This window comes from Streptomyces sp. NPDC090445 (genome assembly GCF_044769385.1).
In the GTDB taxonomy this organism is placed as follows: domain Bacteria; phylum Actinomycetota; class Actinomycetes; order Streptomycetales; family Streptomycetaceae; genus Streptomyces.
Genome location: NZ_JBIVXV010000008.1, coordinates 200,811 through 215,599 on the forward strand (window position 1 = coordinate 200,811; position 14,789 = coordinate 215,599).

Annotated in this window: 16 protein-coding genes and 1 other RNA gene; 7 read left to right on the plus strand and 10 right to left on the minus strand. The window is 72.8% G+C overall.

Going from position 1 to position 14,789, the window contains the following annotated elements:
• Window positions 1–252 precede the first annotated feature (252 nt).
• The 4 genes from ACIQUT_RS19500 to ACIQUT_RS19515 form a co-directional block, all read right to left on the minus strand.
• Complete coding sequence (locus ACIQUT_RS19500) at window positions 253–1,680, minus strand: NAD-dependent malic enzyme (protein WP_403564153.1); 1,428 nt, start codon at window positions 1,678–1,680, stop codon at window positions 253–255.
• Between the two features lie 453 nt (window positions 1,681–2,133).
• Window positions 2,134–4,482, minus strand: a complete 2,349-nt coding sequence (locus ACIQUT_RS19505) for a HelD family protein (protein WP_403564154.1) — start codon at window positions 4,480–4,482, stop codon at window positions 2,134–2,136.
• Between the two features lie 92 nt (window positions 4,483–4,574).
• Window positions 4,575–5,249 (minus strand): CGNR zinc finger domain-containing protein, encoded by a 675-nt coding sequence (locus tag ACIQUT_RS19510; RefSeq protein WP_403564155.1) that lies wholly within the window; start codon window positions 5,247–5,249, stop codon window positions 4,575–4,577.
• A 105-nt stretch (window positions 5,250–5,354) separates the two neighbouring features.
• Window positions 5,355–5,879 carry a GNAT family N-acetyltransferase gene (locus ACIQUT_RS19515; protein ID WP_403564209.1) on the minus strand — a complete coding sequence of 175 codons (525 nt, stop codon included), beginning with the start codon at window positions 5,877–5,879 and terminating at the stop codon, window positions 5,355–5,357.
• A gap of 69 nt (window positions 5,880–5,948) precedes the next feature.
• On the opposite strand from ACIQUT_RS19515, the gene ACIQUT_RS19520 reads away from it, so the two are divergent.
• Complete coding sequence (locus tag ACIQUT_RS19520; protein ID WP_403564156.1) at window positions 5,949–6,164, plus strand: type II toxin-antitoxin system VapB family antitoxin; 216 nt, start codon at window positions 5,949–5,951, stop codon at window positions 6,162–6,164.
• A gap of 128 nt (window positions 6,165–6,292) precedes the next feature.
• Here ACIQUT_RS19520 and ACIQUT_RS19525 read toward each other — a convergent pair whose 3' ends face one another.
• The 3 genes from ACIQUT_RS19525 to ACIQUT_RS19535 form a co-directional block, all read right to left on the minus strand.
• Entirely contained in the window at window positions 6,293–7,522 is a 1,230-nt protein-coding gene (locus ACIQUT_RS19525; protein WP_403564157.1) for a uroporphyrinogen-III synthase, read from the minus strand.
• 125 nt (window positions 7,523–7,647) lie between these two features.
• Window positions 7,648–9,018, minus strand: coding sequence for a nitrate/nitrite transporter (locus tag ACIQUT_RS19530; RefSeq protein WP_403564158.1), 1,371 nt, complete (start codon window positions 9,016–9,018; stop codon window positions 7,648–7,650).
• 95 nt (window positions 9,019–9,113) lie between these two features.
• Window positions 9,114–10,100 carry a LysR family transcriptional regulator gene (locus ACIQUT_RS19535; RefSeq protein WP_403564159.1) on the minus strand — a complete coding sequence of 329 codons (987 nt, stop codon included), beginning with the start codon at window positions 10,098–10,100 and terminating at the stop codon, window positions 9,114–9,116.
• Between the two features lie 84 nt (window positions 10,101–10,184).
• Between ACIQUT_RS19535 and ACIQUT_RS19540 the strand changes: the two genes are divergently transcribed.
• The 3 genes from ACIQUT_RS19540 (at window position 10,185) to ACIQUT_RS19550 (ending at window position 12,082) form a co-directional block, all read left to right on the plus strand.
• Window positions 10,185–11,480 (plus strand): MFS transporter, encoded by a 1,296-nt coding sequence (locus ACIQUT_RS19540; RefSeq protein ID WP_403564160.1) that lies wholly within the window; start codon window positions 10,185–10,187, stop codon window positions 11,478–11,480.
• Between the two features lie 69 nt (window positions 11,481–11,549).
• Window positions 11,550–11,822, plus strand: a complete 273-nt coding sequence (locus ACIQUT_RS19545) for a type II toxin-antitoxin system Phd/YefM family antitoxin (RefSeq protein ID WP_403564161.1) — start codon at window positions 11,550–11,552, stop codon at window positions 11,820–11,822.
• Window positions 11,819–12,082: a Txe/YoeB family addiction module toxin gene (locus ACIQUT_RS19550; RefSeq protein ID WP_403564162.1), complete on the plus strand. Its 264-nt coding sequence runs from the start codon at window positions 11,819–11,821 to the stop codon at window positions 12,080–12,082. The genes ACIQUT_RS19545 and ACIQUT_RS19550 overlap by 4 nt, the downstream gene beginning before the upstream one ends.
• 70 nt (window positions 12,083–12,152) lie before the next feature.
• On the opposite strand, the gene ACIQUT_RS19555 is transcribed toward ACIQUT_RS19550, so the two are convergent.
• Window positions 12,153–12,638 carry a hypothetical protein gene (locus ACIQUT_RS19555; protein WP_403564163.1) on the minus strand — a complete coding sequence of 162 codons (486 nt, stop codon included), beginning with the start codon at window positions 12,636–12,638 and terminating at the stop codon, window positions 12,153–12,155.
• A 207-nt stretch (window positions 12,639–12,845) separates the two neighbouring features.
• Here ACIQUT_RS19555 and ACIQUT_RS19560 point away from each other — a divergent pair, with 207 nt between their 5' ends.
• The 3 genes from ACIQUT_RS19560 to ACIQUT_RS19570 are packed head-to-tail and all read left to right on the plus strand — an operon-like array spanning window position 12,846 to window position 13,776.
• On the plus strand, window positions 12,846–13,136 hold the full coding sequence (locus tag ACIQUT_RS19560) for a hypothetical protein (protein ID WP_403564164.1): 291 nt from the start codon (window positions 12,846–12,848) through the stop codon (window positions 13,134–13,136).
• Window positions 13,133–13,363 (plus strand): FitA-like ribbon-helix-helix domain-containing protein, encoded by a 231-nt coding sequence (locus tag ACIQUT_RS19565; protein WP_403564165.1) that lies wholly within the window; start codon window positions 13,133–13,135, stop codon window positions 13,361–13,363. The genes ACIQUT_RS19560 and ACIQUT_RS19565 overlap by 4 nt, the downstream gene beginning before the upstream one ends.
• 5 nt (window positions 13,364–13,368) lie before the next feature.
• The gene (locus ACIQUT_RS19570) at window positions 13,369–13,776 is read left to right on the plus strand and encodes a type II toxin-antitoxin system VapC family toxin (protein WP_403564210.1); all 408 of its coding nucleotides are present in this window, start codon (window positions 13,369–13,371) and stop codon (window positions 13,774–13,776) included.
• A 48-nt stretch (window positions 13,777–13,824) separates the two neighbouring features.
• Here ACIQUT_RS19570 and ssrA read toward each other — a convergent pair.
• Window positions 13,825–14,214: a transfer-messenger RNA gene (ssrA, locus tag ACIQUT_RS19575) on the minus strand.
• Window positions 14,215–14,297: 83 nt separating this feature from the next.
• Window positions 14,298–14,783 (minus strand): SsrA-binding protein SmpB, encoded by a 486-nt coding sequence (smpB, locus tag ACIQUT_RS19580; protein WP_403564166.1) that lies wholly within the window; start codon window positions 14,781–14,783, stop codon window positions 14,298–14,300.
• Between the last annotated feature and the right edge of the window lie 6 nt (window positions 14,784–14,789).

Below are 14,789 nucleotides of genomic sequence, written 5' to 3' on the forward strand. Positions count from 1 at the left end.
CAGGGCCCTCGGACAGTGCCCGGACCCGGGTCTGAAGCGTCAGACCCTCGCGCCCGGTTACGCATCCTGCCCCCACCAGCGGCGGGAAAGCCAATCCGGCACCCGCCAGGGTCACACGAAAAGCGCCACAGTCACGCCTCGGTGACGCTCCGTCCGCACCGGCGGGAAGGGCGTCCCGGTCCTCGTGGGCATTCCCCGCAACACTAGAGGCGGGCCGCCCGGCCCGCATCCCGCGACGCGCCGGGATCCGGCTCAGGCGGACGTGGGCGTCGTCACAGCGACGGCGGTGGCGGCCTTGCGGACGGCGCCGGCGACCGCGCCCGCGACCTTGTCGTTGAAGACGGACGGAATGATGTAGTTCGCGTTCAGCTCGTCCGCGCCGACGACGTCCGCCAGGGCGGTCGCGGCGGCCAGCATCATGTCGGTGTTCACCGTGCGGGACTGGGCGTCCAGCAGGCCGCGGAAGACGCCCGGGAAGACCAGCACGTTGTTGATCTGGTTCGGGAAGTCGGAGCGGCCGGTGGCGACGACGGCCGCGGTCTGGCGGGCGATCGCCGGGTCCACCTCGGGGTCCGGGTTCGCGAGCGCGAACACGATCGCGCCCTCCGCCATGGCGGCGACGTCCTCGCCGGACAGCACGTTCGGGGCCGAGACGCCGATGAACACGTCGGCGCCGACGACGGCCTCCTTCAACGTGCCCGTGTAGCCCTCGGGGTTGGTGTTGTCGGCGATCCAGCGCAGCGGCGAGTCCTCGGCGGCGTCGACCAGGTCGGGCCGGCCGGCGTGCACGACGCCGTGGATGTCGGCGCTCACGACGTTCTTCACGCCGGCCGCGAGGAGCAGCTTGAGGATGGCCGTGCCGGCCGCGCCGGCGCCCGACATGACAACCTTGACGTCGCCAACTGCCTTGCCCACGACGCGAAGTGCGTTGGTGAGGGCGGCGAGTACGACGATCGCGGTGCCGTGCTGGTCGTCGTGGAAGACGGGGATGTCGAGGGCCTCGCGCAGCCGGGCCTCGATCTCGAAGCAGCGCGGCGCGGAGATGTCCTCCAGGTTGATGCCGGCGAAGCCGGGGGCGATCGCCTTGACGATCTCGACGATGGCGTCGGTGTCCTGGGTGTCCAGGCAGATGGGCCACGCGTCGATGCCGGCGAACCGCTTGAAGAGGGCGGCCTTGCCCTCCATGACGGGCAGGGCGGCCTTCGGGCCGATGTTGCCGAGGCCCAGCACGGCGGAGCCGTCCGTCACGACTGCGACGGAGTTGCGCTTGATGGTGAGGCGGCGGGCGTCCTCGGGGTTCTCGGCGATCGCCATGCACACGCGGGCCACGCCCGGGGTGTAGATCATCGAGAGGTCGTCGCGGTTGCGGATGGGGTGCTTGGACGCCATCTCGATCTTGCCGCCGAGGTGCATGAGGAACGTGCGGTCGGAGACCTTGCCGAGGCTGACGCCCTCGATGCCGCGGAGCTTGTCGACGATCTCGTCCGCGTGCGCGGTCGAGGTCGCGGCGATGGTGACGTCGATCCGGAGCTTCTCGTGGCCGGATGCGGTCACATCGAGGCCGGTGACCGAGCCACCGGAGGACTCCACGGCGGTGGTGAGCTGGGAGACCGCGGTTCCGCTCGCGGGCACTTCCAGGCGGACCGTCATCGAGTACGAGACGCTGGGCGCCGTTGCCATGGCCGTGTTTCCTCTTCTGTCCCTGTTTTTCGTGTACGTACAGGGCCCCGCAGCACGTCGGTGCAGCAGGACCTGTTGTCCGATCGTCCCACCTACCGGCCGGTAGCAGGTAACCAGCTCCGAATTTCGGAAAGACTCTTCCACCATGCGAGATGAACAGGGGTGGCGGGGAAGCAGGTGCGGGCACGCAAAAGGTCCGCGCCCCTCGGCTTCGAGAGGCGCGGACCTGGTGCAACCTGTGACAAACCCATGACACCGACCCGCCATGCTCGCCTCGCGGCAAGTGGTCGCTCTAGGCGACGAAGGTTGGGCCCGGGGGCTTGGATCGAGCCGGTGTCGTACCCAGGCTAACAAAGGATCCGGGCGACCGGTCCCCCGCGCGGGACTCCGCCCCGCCCCACCACGCGTCCGGCCGCGGGCCATCCGTGACGGCGGCCCGCGGCGGAGCCGCCGTCACGGCCGCAGCAGGGACGGCAGGCCGTCCGCGTCCGGTTCGTCCCGCTCGGTGGAGATCACCGTCAGCTGCTGCGTCGCACGCGTCAGCGCCACGTACAGCACGCGCAGGCCCGCCGGGAACTCGCCCGCCTCGACCTCCTCGCGGGTGGTGCCGCCGGCGATCTCCGCCGGGGAGACGACCACCGTGGCGTCGTACTCCAGGCCCTTGGCCTCCAGGCTGCCCAGCGCGACCGCCCGCTCGCCGAGGTCGGCCAGCCAGCCGGCGGCCTCCTCACGCCGCTCCATGGAGACGACCACGCCGACCGTGCCGTCGACCTGCTCCAGCAGCCGCCGGGTCTCCTCCCGCACCGCGGCCCCCAGATCGCCGTCGGCGGCCGCGAACCGCGGCTCCAGGCCGGTGGAGCGGACCGCGGTCGGCGGCTCCATCCCCGGCATCGCCAGCTTCAGCACCCGCGCGGCGATCTCGGCGACCTCGGCCGGGTTGCGGTAGTTCACCGTCAGGGTGAACCGCCGGCGCGGCCGGCTGCCCAGGGCCTCGTCGCGGGCGGCGGCCGCCTCCTCCAGGTCGATCCACGAGGACTGCGCCGGGTCGCCGACCACCGTCCACGTGCCGTGCCGGCCGCGGCGCCCGACCATCCGCCACTGCATGGGCGTCAGGTCCTGCGCCTCGTCCACGATCACGTGCGCGTACTCGGTGCGCTCCGCCGCGATCCGCTCCGCGCGCTCCCACTGGCTCTCCTCGCGGACCGGCATCAGCTCCTGCAGCCCGGTCAGCTGGTCCAGCGGGTCCGCCTCCCGCTTCCGCTTCGGCCGCGCCGGGGCGCCGAGCAGCTGCTGGAGCTCGTCCAGCAGCGCCACGTCGTGCACCGACAGCGGGCCGCTGCCGTCCGGTCCGACGCGGCGCAGCGAGCGGGCCGCCCGGCGGACCTCGCGCGGGGTCAGCACCCGCCGCGACCAGCGGCCGAGACGCCGCTCGTCGCCGAGCGCGCCGAGCACGCCGCGCGGGGTCAGCTCGGGCCACCAGGCGTTCAGGAACTCGATGAACGAGTCCTCGGTGGCGACGTCCTCGTCGAAGGCCGAGCGGAGCTCCGCCGCGAGCTCCGGGTCGCTGTGCCGGCCGGCCGCGCCCGTCTTCGCGTACAGGGCGTCGAGGAGCAGCTTGCGGGCGCGCGGGCGCAGCAGGTTGACCGGGGCGGTGCCGCCGAGGACGTTCTGCCGGATCCGGTTCAGCTCGTCGGCCTCCAGCTCCACGCGGCGGGAGAAGGCCACCACGCGCAGCCGCTCCGGGGCGTCGCCGAGTTCGAGCGCGCCGCGGACGGCCTTGCGCAGGACCTTCAGCATCCGGGAGGAGCCCTTGATCCGGGCGACGGCCGCCTCGTCGTACGCGGTGGCCTCGGCGCCGTCGACCAGCGAGCCCAGTGCCCGGATGGCGACCTGGCCCTCCTCGCCGAGCGAGGGCAGCACGCCCTCGGTGTACGCGACGAGCAGCGGGGTCGGGGAGACGATCAGGATGCCGCCGGCGTAGCGGCGCCGGTCCTGGTACAGCAGGTAGGCGGCGCGGTGCAGGGCGACGGCGGTCTTGCCGGTGCCCGGGCCGCCCGCGACCTCGGCGACGGACGCGGCGGGGGCGCGGATCACCAGGTCCTGCTCGGCCTGGATGGACGAGACGATGTCGCGCATGGAGTGCGTACGGGCCCGGCCGAGGGCGGCCATGAGGGCGCCGTCGCCGATGGCGGGCAGTTCGCGGCCGTCGAGGAAGGCGGTGACCTCGGGGCGCATCAGGTCGTCCTCGACGCCGAGGACCTTGCGGCCCTTGGAGCGGATCACACGCCGCCGCACGACCCGGCCGGGGTCCTTGGGCGTGGACCGGTAGAACGGCGCGGCGGCCGGCGCCCGCCAGTCGATGACCAGCGGGGAGTAGTCGGCGTCGAGGACGCCGATCCGGCCGATGTGGAGGGTCTCGGCGATGTCGGCGACCGGGCCGGCCCCGCCGGCCCCGCGGATCGCGTCGTCGGCGGGCTCGACGGAGGTGTACGCGCCGTCCGGACCGCGCGCGCCGTCCTTGCCGAGCACCAGGTCGATGCGGCCGAAGAGGAAGTCCTCGAACTCGTTGTTCAACCGGTTGAGGTGGATCCCCGCCCGGAAGACCTGCGCGTCGCGCTCGGCCAGCGCGCCGGGCGTGCCGACTTGGCCGCGCTTGGCCGCGTCGTTCATCAGGAACTCGGCCTCGTCGATCTTCTCCTCGAGGCGGCGGTACACCTGGTCCAGATGATTCTGCTCGATCGCGATCTCCCGATCGCGGACGGAATCCGCCGTGCTGTCGACAGCGGCATCCTGCGCGGCCACCAATGGCCCCCTTCTGACGTGCATGGGCGACCGTCAACCGTACGCGAAGCCGTGCCCGGTCCGCACGCCCGTTCCGGCGGCGGCCGCCCGGATCACCTGGCCGGGCGGGCGGCGAGGGCGCGGCGGCGGTGGCGGGCGACGCGCTCGCGGTTGCCGCACACCTCGCTGGAGCACCAGCGGCGCCGGTGGCCGCGGGAGGTGTCCAGGTAGACGCGGGTGCAGCCGTCCGCCGCGCAGGAGCGCAGCAGGGCCCGGTCGCCGGGGTCGGTGAGGAGTTCCACGGCGTCCCGGGCGACGGCGGCGAGCAGCGCGCCGCACTCCACCCCGCCGCACAGCTCCCGTACGAGGTGCCCTTCCTGGTCCCGGACGGCGCACAGGCCGGGGGGTGGTCCGGCGGCCAGCGCGTTGACCCGGGCGAGCGCGCCCTCGTCGGGGCCGGCGCCGGCGAGCTCGGCGCGGACGAGGCTGCCGACGTCGGCGCGCAGGGTCCGGAAGGCCGCGACCCAGTCGGGGCCGACGCGGGTGAGGGGGGTCCGGTCGGGGACGAGCCCGGCGCCGGCGAGCCACAGCCGCAGCCCGTCGCCGTCGCGGAGCTCCTCGGTCCGCCCGTCGGCCGCGCCGCCGGATCCTGTGGCGGGCCCGGCGGCGGCGCCGGTGGATCCTGCGGCGCCGGTGGTTCCTGCGGCGGGCCCGGCGGACCGTGCGGCGGCGGGGGCCGCGGAGGTGGCCAGCAGGTCCAGGCACACCCGCCCGGAGTCGAACCACATGCCCGTCACCGCCTCTTGTCCAGGGACGCGCTTTCAGAGTGCCGCGCCCCGGGGCGATGCGGAACCCCCCGTACGGGCGGGCGGGGGAGGTTCGCGGACCCGGTCCTACGGCGGCGGGTCGTCGTGCAGCAGCCGCTGGAAGAGGACGTGGTCGCGCCAGGCGCCGTTGATGTGCAGGTAGCCGGGGGCGAGGCCGATCCGGGCGAAGCCGGCCTTGGCCAGGACCCGCTGGGAGGCAGTGTTGTCGACGAGGGTCGACGCCTCCACCCGGTGCAGCCCGAGTTCGTCGCGGGCGATCCGGCACACCTCCTCCAGGGCGGCGGTGGCCACGCCCCGGCCCGCCCAGGCCAGGTCGACCCAGTAGCCGACGCCGCCGCTGCGGAACGGGCCGAGCGCGACGGAGCCGAGGTTGATCCCCCCGATGGGCGTGTCCGTGGCCGTCTCGACGAGCACGTACGGGAAGAGGCGCCCGCCGTCGTGTTCGGCGAGCAGGCCCGCGATCCGGGCCCGCTGGCCGGCCTCGGTGTAGAACACCTCGGACCGCCACGGCTCGAAGGGCGCCATGTACGCCCGGTTGCGCGCCAGTACGTCGGCCAGCCCGGCGGCGTCGCCGGGCTCGACACACCGCATCCCCACCCCGTCGATGATCACCCGGGCACGTTAGCCGACCCCACCCGCCGCATCCAGGGGTTGCGGCCGATGGGCGCCGGGCTGCTGGCCGAGGCGATGCGGCTCTCGGGAGCCCGCACCAAGAAGGAGACCGTCAACCGCGCCTTGCGTGAATACGTCGAGCGCCGGCGTCGCACGGAGGCCCGGCTGCGCCACTTCCAGGCCGCGCAGGACGGGGGCGAGGAGGGGTTTCCCCGTCAGCACCGAGCCGAGAAGGGGCTCGGTGCTGACGTGCTTCGCTGGTGATCGAGTCGAGTGGACGGCGGTTCGGCAGTGCCCCGAAGGGGCGCGGGGAACTGCGCGATCAGCCACAACCGGGCCGCGGACGACCGCCGGACCATGGCCGGACCGTCGCGGCACCTCCCGCGGAGCGCTCAGGCGTCGGCGTACTTGGCGTCGACCCCCGCGTCCAGCGCCAGCCGGTAGCCCCGCTTGACCACGGTCTGGATGAGGTTCGGCACCCCCAGTGCCCCGCGCAGCCGGGCCATGGCCGTCTCCACGGCGTGTTCGTCGCGGCCCGACCCCGGCAGTGCCCGCAGCAGGTCCGCGCGGGCCACGACCCAGCCGGGCCGCCGGGCCAGCGCCCGCAGCAGGGCCATCCCGGCCGGCGGTACGGGCCGCAGCCCGTCGTCCACGAGCGCGGCCTGGCCGCGGATCTCCAGCCGGTGTCCGGCGACCGGCAGCACCTTGGCCCGGCCGGGCAGTTCCCGGCACAGCAGCTGCACCAGCGGGCCCAGGCGGAACCGCTCCGGCTGCACGGTGTCCACGCCGTGCGCCTGCAGCGGGACCGCCGTCACCGGGCCCACGCACGCCGCGAGGACGCTGCCGCGCAGGGCGGCCAGCACCGGTTCCGCGAGCCCCCGCTCCTCGGCGCGGGACAGCAGCGAGGCGGCCGCCGGGGCGGAGGTGAAGCTCACCGCGTCGACCCCGCCGCAGACGACGGCGTCCAGCAGCCGGTCCAGCGGTCCGAGGTCCTCGGGGGCCATCCACCGGTACACCGGTACGCCGATGACGTCGGCCCCGCCGGCCCGCAGGGCCTCGACGAACCCGGGCAGCGGTTCGCCGTGCAGCTGGATCGCGATGCGCCGCCCGGCGACCCCGCCGGCGAGCAGCCGGTCGAGGACCTCGGCGAGGGATTCCGACTCCGGGGACCAGTCCTCGACGAGCCCGGCGGCGCGGACGGCGCCCTTCACCTTCGGCCCGCGGGCGAGGAGTTCGGCGGCGCGCAGCCGTCCGAGGAGTTCCTCGCCGATGCCCCAGCCGTCGGCGGCCTCGATCCAGCCGCGGAAGCCGATGGCGGTGGTGGCGACGACCGCGTCGGGCGGGCTGGCGAGGAGTTCCCGTGTGGCGGCGAGGAGTTCGCTGTCGTCGGCCAGCGGCACGATCCGCAGTGCGGGGGCGTGCAGGACGGTGGCCCCGCGCCGGCGCAGCAGGGCGATCAGCTCGTCCGCCCGCCGGGCGGCGGTGACCCCCACGGTGAATCCGGCCAGCGGGGCGACCGCTGTCGCTGTAGCTGTCGCTGTGACTGCCGCCGCAACGCCGGCGGCGGGAGCGGTGGCGGTTGCGGTTGCGGTGGCGGTGCGCGTCGGGGTGTCGTCGTCCATGGTGACCTGCCTTGCCCAGTGGGTCGGTATCACGTTCGCGACCACGTGTCGCGCGACGGGCACCGAGCCTGTCAAGTCTGCGTGTCAGGCCCGGTTCCGTCGTATTTCGTGGCCGTAAATCGCTGTTACACCGACGTGAGCTGCGGCTTCGCCTCGACCCCGGCGTCCGGCCGGGCCGGGTCGGCGGGCCGGCGAAGGTATACCGCCCAGGTGACCGTGCAGCAGACGGCGTAGCAGGCGAGGAAGGCGACGAAGGCGGCGGTCCCGGATCCCGAGGTCCGGAAGGCCTCCCGGAAGGCCAGGTTGATGCCGAGTCCGCCGAGCGCGCCCACGGCCCCGATGAGGCCCATGGAGGCGCCGGAGAGGCGCCGCCCGTAGGCGGCTGCGGCCTCGCCGCTCATGCCGCGGGCGAGGGCCTGGGCCTGGAAGATGCCGGGGATCATCTTGTACGTGGATCCGTTGCCGATCCCGGTGAGCACGAACAGCCCGACGAATCCGACGAGGAAGAGGGCCAGCGACTCCTGCAGCGAGGCGTAGACGACCACGCCGGTCGCGGCGGCCATCGCCGCGAAGGCGCCGAGGGTGATGCGGGCCCCGCCGAACCGGTCCGCGAGAGCACCGCCCACGGGACGGATCAGTGATCCGAGCAGCGGTCCGACGAAGGTGAACGAGGCGGCCTGCAGCGGGGTCCGGCCGAACTGCGTCTGCAGCACCAGCCCGAAGGCGAAGCTGTAGCCGATGAAGGAGCCGAAGCTGCCGACGTACAGCAGCGCCATGATCCAGGTGTGCCGTTCGCGGACCGCCTCGCGGACGGCGCCCCCGTCGTTGCGTACGGGCGCCAGGTTGTCCATCCGCAGCAGCGCCATCACGGCCGCGGCCACGATCAGCGGCAGGTAGGCGGCCAGGAGCAGCCTCGGCTGCCCGGCTCCGGCGGTGGCGATGACGAGCAGGGCGGCCAACTGCACCACCGGGACGCCGATGTTGCCGCCGCCCGCGTTCAGGCCGAGCGCCCAGCCCTTCTTGCGCAGCGGGAAGAAGGCGTTGATGTTCGTCATCGAGGAGGCGAAGTTCCCGCCGCCGACGCCGGTGAGGGCCGCCACCGCGAGAAAGGTCCCGTACGGGGTGCCGGGCTCCATGACGAACAGCGCGGCCACGGTCGGCGCGAGCAGCAGCAGGGCGCTGACGACGGTCCAGTTCCGGCCGCCGAACCGGGCGACGGCGAAGGTGTAGGGGATGCGGACGAGGGCGCCCACGGTGGTGGCCGTCGCGATGAGGAAGAACTTGCCGGCCGGGTCGATCCCGTACTCGGGGCCCATGAAGAGCACCATCACCGACCACAGGGACCAGATGGAGAAGCCGATGTGCTCGCTGACCACGGACCACAGCAGGTTGCGGCGGGCGATCCGCTCCCCGGACTCCTTCCAGAAGGCCTCGTCCTCCGGGTCCCACCGCTCGATCCAGCGGCCTCCCCTGCGCGGTGCGGTCGTACCGGTCATCACACGCCTCCACGTTCCTCGGTCCGTGGTTCGACGGTAGGAACGGCGCGTTTCGGCCCCGGTCCCCGCCGGATGACCGGCGGGAAACCTTGCACTCACCCGCCGCCGGGCAGGCCTGTGAGCGCGGCGTCCGGCAGCCAGCTGCCGGCGGGGACGTCCAGCCAGCCGCGGCCGGCGGCGAGGTGCGCCGCGGCCCGGCGCAGCGCGTCGAGGCCGGGGTGCCGGAAGCCCTTGCGCCACACCATCGACAGCGGCGACAGCGGCACGGGGTCGGTCAGCGGGCGCTTCACGCACCCGGGCATGTCGACGAAGTCCACGGTGGCCAGGACCGGGTTGCGGGTCTTCGCCATCACCCGGCGGAACTCGTCCTTGCCCACGGCCACGGGCGCGGGCGGCGCCAGCGCGATCCCGCGGCCCTCGAACAGCTCGCGCGCCAGCCGCGTCCACTCCAGCGTCCGCGGATTCCCGTCCCCGGCGTACACCCGCTCCCCGGCGAGCGCGCCGACGGGCAGCGGCAGGCCGCCCGGATCGCAGGACCCGGCTGCCAGCGGGTGCCCGTCGGGCAGCAGCACGGCGAGCGGCTCGTACCGTACGGGCATGTGGTCGAGGCGGGCCCGCAGCGCCGGCTCCAGCCCTCCCACGTACCCGAACGCCACGTCCAGCCGCCCGGCGGCGACCTCGGCCGCGGCGTGCGTCAGCCCGCTCTCGAAGCGGGCCATCAGCTCGCAGTCCGGGGCGAGTTCGCGGGCCCGCTCCAGCACGGTGCGGGCGGTGCTCGGCCCGTCGGTGTTCAGGTCGACCAGCAGCGGGCGGGGGCCGGTGAAGGCGGCGGACAGCTCCTCGTACGCGGCCAGCACCCGCCGGGCCGGCGCCAGCAGCCGCTCCCCGTCGGCGGTGAGTTCGACGGTACGGGTGGTCCGGACGAACAGGGCTGCGCCCAAGGCCTCTTCCAGGCGGCGCACGTCGCGGCTGAGGGCCTGCTGGGCGATGTACAGCCGGGCGGCGGCACGGGTGAAGTGCAGTTCCTCGGCCACCGCGAGGAAGGCGCGCAGCAGCCGGGGTTCCAGGTCACGGGCATTCACCCGCCGAGACTAACAACCAGAACCGGTGAATCGGCAGGGGACAGGTGTTGGACGCCGCGGCCCCCGGCCCGGATCTTGGATGTCATGCCGCACACCGCCACCCGCCCCCCGACCCGCATGACCGTGACCGGCGCCACCCTGGTGATCGCCCCGCCCCCGGCCGCCTCGACCCCGGCCGCCTCGAACCCCCACCGGAAGCCGGCCCCTCCCCGCCGCGCCCCGGGCCCGTACCGGCGCCTGTTCGCCCTCCCCGGCACCCGCGCCTTCACCGCCGGGAACCTGCTGGCCCGGCTCCCCATGGGCATGTTCGGCATCAGCGCGGTCATGATGATCGCCGGCCAGCGCGGCTCGTACGCCCTCGCCGGCGCGGTCACGGCCACCGGCCTCGCGGCCACCGCCGTGGTCGCACCCTGGACCGCCCGCCTGGTCGACCGGTACGGGCAGGCGCGGATCGCCGTCCCGGCCACGCTGATCGCGGTCCTCGGCTCGCTCTCCCTCATCCTGTGCATCCGCTCCGGCGCCCCCGCCTGGACCCTCTTCGCCAGCTACGCGGCCACGGCCACCACACCCAACATCGGCGGCATGTCCCGGGCCCGCTGGACCCACCTGCTGCGCGACTCCCGCTCCGCGCACCACACGGCCATGGCCTTCGAGCAGGCCGCCGACGAGCTGTGCTTCATGCTCGGCCCGGTGGTCGCCGCCGCCCTGTGCTCGGCCGTGTTCCCGGAGGCGGGCACCCTCACCGGAGCCGTCCTCCTCCTCACCGGCATGCTGATCTTCACCTCGCAGCGCTCCACGGAACCGCCGCCGTCCCGGGCCGCCCGCGGCGGGGCCCCGCTCCGCTCCCTCCGCCCCCTCCTCGCGCTCTTCCTCCCCCTCGGCGTGATGTTCGGCGCGATGGAGGTCACCTCCATCGCGTACCTCGACGCCCACGGCCTCGGCGCCGCCTCCGGCCCGGTCCTGGCCCTCCAGGCAGCCGGCTCCTGCGCGGCGGGCCTCCTCTACGGCACGCTCCGCCCCCGCACCCTCCCCGCCTGCCTCGCCGCCCTCACCGCCGCCATGGCCCTCCCCTGGGCCGCCGCCGCAACCGGCTCGCTGCTCCTCCTGGGCGGCGCCCTCCTCCTGGCGGGCATGGCCACCGCCCCGACCATGGTCACCGCGATGTCCCGCGTCCACGCCGCGACCCCGCCGGCCCGCCTCAACGAGGGCATGACCCTGGCCGTCACCGCGATCCTCGCGGGCATCGCCGCCGGCTCGGCCACCGCAGGCTGGCTGGTCGACCACTGGGGCACGACCGCGCCCTACGCCCTCCCGACCGCAGCCGCCCTCCTGGCCCTGACCCTCGGGGCAACCGCCATACGCCGCCATCCTGTACCGTGATGCGGTACAAGGTCAGTACCATTTCCGGGTACCACTCCTGCGGTACCCGGCACGATTGGGGTGCGGAAAATGCCCATAAGCGCCAGCGAAGCCCGCAAGACCCTGTTTCCGCTCATCGAGCGCGTCAACAACGACCACACCCCGGTGCGCATCAGCTCCAAGAGCGGGGATGCGGTTCTCATGTCCGCCGAGGACTACGACTCCTGGCAGGAGACCGTCTACCTCCTGCGCTCGCCGGCGAACGCCCGTCGACTCATGGAAGCCGTCGCCCGCGACCGGGAAGGCGCGGCGGCAGTCACCAAGACCATGGAGGAACTCCAGGCATTGGCCGGTGACGAGTGAGGAGCGTCCACTTCGACCCGGCCGCCTGGGAGGATTTCCTGTTCTGGCTCGGCGCGGACAGGAAGATGGCCAGGCGGATCACCCGCCTCATCGGCGAGATCCAGCGATCTCCCTTCGCGGGCATCGGCAAGCCCGAACCACTCAAGGGTGACCTGACGGGATACTGGTCGCGCAGGATCGACGACGAGCACCGCCTCGTCTACCGCGCCGACGACAAGGAAGTGAAGATCGTCAAGGCGCGCTACCACTACTCCGACTGACCCCACCGCAGCATGACGAAGGCCCCGCGACCGATCGGCTGCGGGATCTTCGCCCACAGGGATGCACACATCAGGCGGCCTTGCGCTGGGCGACGTCCGCGGCGCGGGCGAGGAGGTCCGCGACACCGGGCACGCGCCGGTAGCCGGCCATCCCCTTCCGCAGGGTCTTCAGGTGCTCGTCCCCCCGGGTGGACGACAAGGTGGTGTGGAGGTCCAGGAACTCCGTCCACGTCTGCGCGGCGGCCTCGGTGTGTCGCATCTGCATCTGGCGGTCCGCGATCACCCCCAGGGCGTGCAGCCGCCCCTGCCGCTCCTGGGGGGAGCGGGCGTGGTTGGAGCGGCGCAGGGCGTGGACCGAGCCTTCGCGGTCCCCGAGCCACCACATGACGTGGGCCTCGTGGAAGTGGAAGGCCGCCTGGTCGTAGCCCCCGACCGCGTCTCGGCGGTCGTCCGCCCGGGACAGGGCGGTCTCGGTCTCCCGAAGCCGGGCCAGCGCCGTCCGCCGGTCGCCGGTCATGGACGCTGCCGCGGCCTGCTGCCCGCGCAGGAACGCCACCAGGCGCAGACGAGAGGCAGGTACGCAGCCATGACCAGCAGGACCGACCAGTCCGTCCCCCACCCGCCCGTCCCCGCCGACGCCCTCTCGGCCGCCACTCTCGCCCGAGCCGAGAAGGGCCTGAACCCGTTTCGTCCGACAGTGGCAGGCCCGCGGGCAGGCGATCCGGCACGACCGCACCGGCGACGCACAGGAAGGACGGTGACCATGGCGTCGTCCCGCCGCGCCCCCTACTCCGTCGGCGACCTCGTCACCGGCGTGACCCATGTACCGCCCGAGCGGCGCGGCCGGGAGCTGCCGATGCAGGTCAGCGGCCGGATCGTCCAGGTCGGCTCCGGCTGGGCCGGCGTGGACGCCGACAAGGCGTACGTCTGGATCCGGCTCGCCTCGGGCCGCGAGGCACTCGCACTCGCCAAGGACATCCGAAAGCTGCCGGAACGGGACGCGAGGTACCGCAGACTGCAGAATGACTGCGTTGACGATAAAATGCAGTCATGACGGCATTCACGATCCGAGAAGTCCCCGACGACGTCGCCCGCCGCATAAAGGTTCGCGCCGCCGAGGCCGGGCAGTCCCTTCAGACGTACCTGCTCGGCCTCGTCACCCGCGATGCCGCCCAGCCCACGCTCGCCGAGATGGCCGACCGCGCCGAGCGCTACGCCACCGAGGACATCGACATCCAGGACGTCCTCGGCGCCATCGACGCGGGCAGGGCCGGCCGTTGATCGTTGTGGACTCGTCCGCCCTGGTCCTGTTCCTCACCGACGGGGGCTCCCGGGGCGCCGCCGCCCGCCGGCGTATCGGTGAGGAAGACACTCTCGCCGCTCCCTACCTGCTGGACACCGAGATCGCTTCCGCCCTTCTGGGCCTGGCACGCGGCGCCAAGATCGACCCCAAGAGCCTCGACGAGCACTTCAAGACCTACCAGGGGCTGCGCATGCAGCGGCACGAGACAGGCGTTCTGCTCCCCCGGATCCGAAAGCTGTACGCCAATCTCTCCGCTCACGACGCCACCTACGTCGCTCTCGCCGAGGCGCTGGGCATCCCCCTGCTGACCGCAGACGCACGCATCGAACGAGGTGTTCAGAAGCCTCGCTGCCGAATCGAGGTCATCACGGCCGACAGCCATCAGCCATGACAAAGGCCCCGCAGTCCGGAGACGGCGGGGCCTTCGCCCACATGGGATGAGTGGAGATGGCGGGAATCGAACCCGCGTCCAACGGTGCAGAAGGAGGGCTTCTCCGAGCGCAGTCCGCTGCGCGTTTCTCAGCCCCGGAGATCACACGGACAAGTCTCCGACGGGCTCAGTCACTGTTTGATTTCCCTCAGGCCCCCGTGACCGGGGCTAGAGGTTTAGATCCCTAGTCGACGCCAGGATCCGGACCGGGACCACTTCCGGGCTGACGCTCCTCACAGAGGCTTCAGCTCACTGCTATCAGGCAGCGAGGGCGAAGCGGGAGTTATCGCTCTTGGAGTTGGCGATTATTTTTTTGCGACATGTGGTTAGCGAGATCATTGCCGCTTCCTCGGCTCGCTTCCCCTACATCGACATCCGCTGTCGAAACCGATCATCCCCATGTTGATTTTTCAAACAGCAACCGCCCCTTGGGGTGGTGCTGAGTCCATGGTACGCGACGTGGACCGTCGGGTGCCAGGAGATTAACGCTCGCCGCGCTGGCGGCGGCGGGCCGCCGCGATGGCGCGGCTCGTCTCGCGCGTGTCCTGCTTCTCGCGGAGCGTCTGCCGCTTGTCGTACTCCTTCTTGCCCTTCGCCAGGGCGATCTCGACCTTGGCCCGGCCGTCCTTGAAGTACAGGGACAGGGGCACGACCGTGTGGCCGGTCTCCTGCGCCTTCGACTCCAGCTTGTCGATCTCCTCGCGGTGCATGAGGAGCTTCCGCTTGCGCCGGGCGCTGTGGTTGGTCCAGGTGCCCTGGCTGTACTCCGGCACGTGCACGTTGTACATCCAGGCCTCGCGGCCCTCCACCGACACGAAGCCGTCGACGAGCGAGGCCCGGCCCTGGCGCAGCGACTTGACCTCGGTGCCCGTGAGCACGATGCCGCACTCGTAGGTGTCGAGGATCGTGTAGTCGTGCCGCGCCTTCTTGTTCTGGGCGATCAGCTTGCGCCCTTTTTCCTTTGCCATAGTGCG

Excerpts from the sequence above, each read along its gene's own strand:
- ACIQUT_RS19500 (WP_403564153.1), bottom strand. The coding sequence starts at position 1,680 with ATGGCAACGGCGCCCAGCGTCTCGTACTCGATGACGGTCCGCCTGGAA.
- ACIQUT_RS19510 (WP_403564155.1), bottom strand. The coding sequence starts at position 5,249 with ATGTGGTTCGACTCCGGGCGGGTGTGCCTGGACCTGCTGGCCACCTCC.
- ACIQUT_RS19515 (WP_403564209.1), bottom strand. The coding sequence starts at position 5,879 with ATGCGGTGTGTCGAGCCCGGCGACGCCGCCGGGCTGGCCGACGTACTG.
- ACIQUT_RS19520 (WP_403564156.1), top strand. The coding sequence starts at position 5,949 with ATGGGCGCCGGGCTGCTGGCCGAGGCGATGCGGCTCTCGGGAGCCCGC.
- ACIQUT_RS19525 (WP_403564157.1), bottom strand. The coding sequence starts at position 7,522 with ATGGACGACGACACCCCGACGCGCACCGCCACCGCAACCGCAACCGCC.
- ACIQUT_RS19530 (WP_403564158.1), bottom strand. The coding sequence starts at position 9,018 with ATGACCGGTACGACCGCACCGCGCAGGGGAGGCCGCTGGATCGAGCGG.
- ACIQUT_RS19540 (WP_403564160.1), top strand. The coding sequence starts at position 10,185 with ATGCCGCACACCGCCACCCGCCCCCCGACCCGCATGACCGTGACCGGC.
- ACIQUT_RS19545 (WP_403564161.1), top strand. The coding sequence starts at position 11,550 with ATGCCCATAAGCGCCAGCGAAGCCCGCAAGACCCTGTTTCCGCTCATC.
- ACIQUT_RS19560 (WP_403564164.1), top strand. The coding sequence starts at position 12,846 with ATGGCGTCGTCCCGCCGCGCCCCCTACTCCGTCGGCGACCTCGTCACC.
- ACIQUT_RS19565 (WP_403564165.1), top strand. The coding sequence starts at position 13,133 with ATGACGGCATTCACGATCCGAGAAGTCCCCGACGACGTCGCCCGCCGC.
- smpB (WP_403564166.1), bottom strand. The coding sequence starts at position 14,783 with ATGGCAAAGGAAAAAGGGCGCAAGCTGATCGCCCAGAACAAGAAGGCG.